Origin of the sequence: Bifidobacterium mizhiense, assembly GCF_020884755.1 — a bacterium.
GTDB classification, from domain to species: domain Bacteria; phylum Actinomycetota; class Actinomycetes; order Actinomycetales; family Bifidobacteriaceae; genus Bombiscardovia; species Bombiscardovia mizhiensis.
In genome coordinates this window covers 1-5,487 of the sequence record NZ_BPWE01000008.1, presented here as the reverse complement: position 1 = coordinate 5,487, position 5,487 = coordinate 1, and the positions used below count along the sequence as shown (strand labels likewise).

The 5,487-nt window shown below is 60.4% G+C and carries 3 rRNA genes; all 3 read left to right on the top strand.

Features of this window, described 5'->3' with window-relative positions:
* Positions 1-203 precede the first annotated feature (203 nt).
* The 3 genes from LPC22_RS08295 to rrf all read left to right on the top strand — a co-directional run bounded on the left by LPC22_RS08295 (position 204) and on the right by rrf (position 5,487).
* Positions 204-1,728 (top strand): 16S ribosomal RNA (locus LPC22_RS08295).
* Positions 1,729-2,133: 405 nt separating this feature from the next.
* Positions 2,134-5,203 (top strand): 23S ribosomal RNA (locus LPC22_RS08290).
* A 167-nt stretch (positions 5,204-5,370) separates the two neighbouring features.
* Positions 5,371-5,487, top strand: a 5S ribosomal RNA gene (gene rrf / locus LPC22_RS08285).
* Together the 16S, 23S and 5S rRNA genes form the textbook arrangement of a ribosomal RNA operon.

The window sequence follows — 5,487 nt, the reverse complement described above, 5'->3', positions numbered from 1 at the left end:
TGTTGGTGTGGTGGTGGTTTGAGAACTCAAGAGCGTGTTTGTGCTACTTATAGCTTTTTGATTGCCAGTCCGGTGCCTTCCCCTGTTGTGGGGTTTCGTGGGAGCGTGTAATTGGTGTCGGGGTTTTTCGTGGGTTGGTTTCCTCCTTATGGAAGCTGGCCCGTCAATTATTGATGTGAGTCGTTTCGGCTTCTTCATGGTTTTTTGTGGAGGGTTTGATTCTGGCTCAGGATGAACGCTGGCGGCGTGCTTAACACATGCAAGTCGAACGGGATCCGGGCAGCTTGCTGTCTGGTGAGAGTGGCGAACGGGTGAGTAATGCGTGACCAACCTGCCCCATGCTTCGGAATAGCTCCTGGAAACGGGTGGTAATGCCGGATGCTCCGCACTGTCGCATGATGGTGTGGGAAAGGGTTTACCGGCATGGGATGGGGTCGCGTCCTATCAGCTTGTTGGCGGGGTGATGGCCTGCCAAGGCTTCGACGGGTAGCCGGCCTGAGAGGGCGACCGGCCACATTGGGACTGAGATACGGCCCAGACTCCTACGGGAGGCAGCAGTGGGGAATATTGCACAATGGGCGAAAGCCTGATGCAGCGACGCCGCGTGCGGGATGACGGCCTTCGGGTTGTAAACCGCTTTTGATTGGGAGCAAGCGAGAGTGAGTGTACCTTTCGAATAAGCACCGGCTAACTACGTGCCAGCAGCCGCGGTAATACGTAGGGTGCAAGCGTTATCCGGATTTATTGGGCGTAAAGAGCTCGTAGGCGGTTCGTCGCGTCTGGTGTGAAAGTCCATCGCTTAACGGTGGATCGGCGCCGGGTACGGGCGGACTGGAGTGCGGTAGGGGAGACTGGAATTCCCGGTGTAACGGTGGAATGTGTAGATATCGGGAAGAACACCGATGGCGAAGGCAGGTCTCTGGGCCGTCACTGACGCTGAGGAGCGAAAGCGTGGGGAGCGAACAGGATTAGATACCCTGGTAGTCCACGCCGTAAACGGTGGATGCTGGATGTGGGGCCCGTTCCACGGGTTCCGTGTCGGAGCTAACGCGTTAAGCATCCCGCCTGGGGAGTACGGCCGCAAGGCTAAAACTCAAAGAAATTGACGGGGGCCCGCACAAGCGGCGGAGCATGCGGATTAATTCGATGCAACGCGAAGAACCTTACCTGGGCTTGACATGTGCCGGACGGCCGCGGAGACGCGGTTTCCCTTCGGGGCCGGTTCACAGGTGGTGCATGGTCGTCGTCAGCTCGTGTCGTGAGATGTTGGGTCAAGTCCCGCAACGAGCGCAACCCTCGCCTCGTGTTGCCAGCACGTTATGGTGGGAACTCACGGGGGACCGCCGGGGTTAACCCGGAGGAAGGTGGGGATGACGTCAGATCATCATGCCCCTTACGTCCAGGGCTTCACGCATGCTACAATGGCCGGTACAACGGGATGCGACATGGTGACATGGAGCGGATCCCTGAAAACCGGTCTCAGTTCGGATCGGAGCCTGCAACCCGGCTCCGTGAAGGCGGAGTCGCTAGTAATCGCGGATCAGCAACGCCGCGGTGAATGCGTTCCCGGGCCTTGTACACACCGCCCGTCAAGTCATGAAAGTGGGCAGCACCCGAAGCCGGTGGCCCAACCCGCAAGGGGGGGAGCCGTCTAAGGTGAGGTCCGCGATTGGGACTAAGTCGTAACAAGGTAGCCGTACCGGAAGGTGCGGCTGGATCACCTCCTTTCTACGGAGATTATGAAATTCCTCTGCGCGGTCTGCGTGGGGGTCGTGCCTGCGGGCCGGCCGTGTGGCCGGTTGGCGTGGGCGTGCTGGCGTGGAACGGTCTTGAGGCTGTGGCATGGATGCGCTGTTGGGTTCCCGGACCGCCACCCTTGTTGGTGGTGTTCCCGCCGCCCGTCGGTTCCCGTGTGGGGTGTTGCCCCGTGTCGGGTGTCGTCGGTGCGCTGGTGGTTTGAGAACTGGATAGTGGACGCGAGCGGATGGCCGGCTTTAGGCTGGCTGTCTGCTGTATTGTTTCGTCCGAGCCCATGTTTTGAGTGGGTTCGGGTCGATCGTTTTGTGATCGTTTAGTGTGATGATTTGTCGTCTGGCAGTTCGCAGTTGTTGTTGTCGTGGCATGGCCTGTGGTCGTGTTGTCGGCAAGGGCGCATGGTGGATGCCTTGGCAGACAGGACCGATGAAGGACGCGTGGGGCCGCGATAGGCCTCGGGGAGCCGCCGACAGGGCTTTGATCCGAGGGTGTCCGAATGGGGTAACCCGCCGGCTGTTATGGGCCGGCACCGCATTCGTGCGGGGGGTACGCAGGGAAGTGAAACATCTCAGTACCTGCAGGAAAGGATATTCCGTGAGTAGTGGCGAGCGAAAGCGGATGATGGCCAAACCGGTGCCGTGCAAGACCCGTCGGGGGTTGCGGCATGGGTGTTGTGGGACTTGGCGTCCGGGCTCCGACGGGCCCGGCGGCAGTGATAAAGCGGCGTGTGAGGCGAACGGGATTGAATTCCCGGCCGTAGAGGGTGATGGCCCCGTAGCCGAAGGCGCGCCGCCTGCCGGTTCTTGTTCCCAAGTAGCGCGGGACTCGTGGAATCCCGTGTGAATCGGCCCCGACCGTGGGGTAAGCCTGAATATTCCTGTCTGACCGATAGCGTACGAGTACCGTGAGGGAAAGGTGAAAAGCACCCCGGGAGGGGAGTGAAAGAGTTTCTGAAACCGTGTGCCTACAATCCGTCGGAGCCTTTCGGGGTGACGGCGTGCCTATCGAAAAATGAGTCTGCGAGTCAGTGGTGCGTGGCGAGGCTAACCCGTGTGGGGCAGCCGTAGCGAAAGCGAGTCCGATAAGGGCGTTCCAGTCGCGTGTCCTGGACCCGAAGCGGGATGATCTAGCCCTGGGCAGGTTGAAGCGCGGGTAAGACCGCGTGGAGGACCGAACGGACCTGGGTTGAAAACCGGGCCGATGACCTGGGGCTAGGGGTGAAAGGCCAATCAAATTCCGTGATAGCTGGTTCTCTCCGAAATGCATTTCGGTGCAGCGTCGCGTGAGTGCCTCCATGGGGTAGAGCTACTGGATGCTTGAGGGCCCGTATCGGGTACCGACAGCAGCCAAACTCCGAATACGTGTGAGGTGTATCGCGGCAGTGAGTCGGCGGGGGATAAGCTCCGTCGTCGAGAGGGAGACAGCCCAGATCGTCGTCTAAGGTCCCTAAGCGCGTGCTAAGTGGGAAAGGATGTGGAGTCGCATAGACAGCCAGGAGGTTGGCTCAGAAGCAGCCATCCTTGAAAGAGTGCGTAACAGCTCACTGGTCTAGTGGTTCCGCGCCGATAATGTAGCGGGGCTCAAGCACGCCACCGAAGACGCGGCAGCGCAGTTTGCTGTGCTGGGTAGGAGAGCGTTCCGCGTGGGGCGAAGCGGCGGCGTGAGCCGGCCGTGGACCGCGTGGAAGTGAGAATGCAGACATGAGTAGCGAGAGGCGGGTGAGAATCCCGTCCGCTGGATGACCAAGGGTTCCGGGGCCACGTTCGTCGTCCCCGGGTGAGTCGGGTCCTAAGGCGAGGCCGACAGGCGTAGTCGAATGGATGAAGGAGTCGATATTCTCCTACCGGCGTCAAGCCGTCCAATCCAAGACGTGGAAGCGTGCCCTTACCTGTGTCGGGTGATGGTCTTCGGACCGTCCGATGGCATGGGACCGGCGTGTGGATGCGTGGCGGGTAGCGCGGGAGTGACACGGAACGGGAGCCGGGCCGCGGTGGTGGTTATCCGTGGTCAAGCATGCGGCGCGTCGGGCAGGCAAATCCGCCCGGCATGAGCGCGAGGTGTGATGATGGGGGGTCTTGTGCCCCGAATCCGGTGTGCCGTTCCGTCGAGAAAAGCTTCGGCGTGAGGAGTGGCGCCGCCCGTACCCTAAACCGACACTGGTGGTCAGGTAGAGTATACCAAAGCGATCGAGCGAATCCTGGTCAAGGAACTCGGCAAATCACTCCCGTGCCTTCGGTATAAGGGAGGCCCCTGCCGGTGAGGCGCCTTGCGCGCGGAGCCGGTGGGGGCGGCACAGACCAGGGGGTAGCGACTGTTTACCAAAAACACAGGTGCATGCGAAGACGTAAGTCGCTGTATATGCACTGACGCCTGCCCGGTGCCGGAAGGTTAAGAGGATCCGTCATCCCTCTTCGGAGGGGGCAGCGGTGAATTCAAGCCCCGGTAAACGGCGGTGGTAACTATAACCATCCTAAGGTAGCGAAATTCCTTGTCGGGTAAGTTCCGACCTGCACGAATGGCGTAACGACTTCCCCACTGTCTCGACCAGGAGCTCGGCGAAATTGCAGTACGAGTAAAGATGCTCGTTAAGCGCAGAAGGACGAAAAGACCCCGGGACCTTTACTATACCTTGGTATTGGCGTTAGGTGCGGACTGTGTAGCATAGGCGGGAGGCTTCGAAGCGGGTGCGCCAGCATCCGTGGAGCCGGAATGTGAAATACCGCTCTGTCCTCATCTGGCCTCTAACCTCGGCCGGTCATCCCGGCCAGGGACAGTGCCTGGCGGGTAGTTTAACTGGGGCGGTTGCCTCCCAAAGAGTAACGGAGGCGCCCAAGGGTTCCCTCAGCCCGGTTGGCAATCGGGTGTTGAGTGCAATCGCACAAGGGAGCTTGACTGCGAGACCGACGGGTCGAGCAGGGACGAAAGTCGGAGATAGTGATCCGGTGCCGGCGTACGGACGCGGCATCGCTCAACGGATAAAAGGTACCCCGGGGATAACAGGCTGATCATCCCCAAGAGTCCATATCGACGGGATGGTTTGGCACCTCGATGTCGGCTCGTCGCATCCTGGGGCTGGAGCAGGTCCCAAGGGTTCGGCCGTTCGCCGATTAAAGCGGCACGCGAGCTGGGTTCAGAACGTCGTGAGACAGTTTGGTCTCTATCCTCTGCGCTCGTTGGAATCTTGAGGAGCCCTGCCCATAGTACGAGAGGACCTGGGTGGACGAACCTCTGGTATGCCGGTTGTCGCGCCAGCGGCACGGCCGGTTGGCTACGTTCGGATGGGATAACCGCTGAAAGCATCTAAGCGGGAAGCCCCCTCCAAGATAAGGATTCCATGAAGCCTCAGGGCTTCTGAAGACCCCATGCAGAACACATGGTCGATAGACCGGACGTGGACACCCCGCAAGGGGCGGAGCCGACCGGCACTAATGGTCGAAGACAACACACCATCCACCCCCGTGGGGGGTGGCGGCATCAACCCGACTGCGAAACATGCCTGCGGCAATGAACACGAACACGCACAGGCGATCAGACAATCGGAACACGCGTCCACCATCCGGTCCCCAAACCGCCAGGAAACCCCGACCCGGCAACGGGTTGGCAGAATTGAAGATTCGCGGCGGTCATGGCCTGGGGGAGACGCCCGGTCCCATTCCGAACCCGGAAGCTAAGACCCAGCACGGCAATGGTACTGCACCCGGAAGAGTGTGGGAGAGTAGCACACCGCCGCCA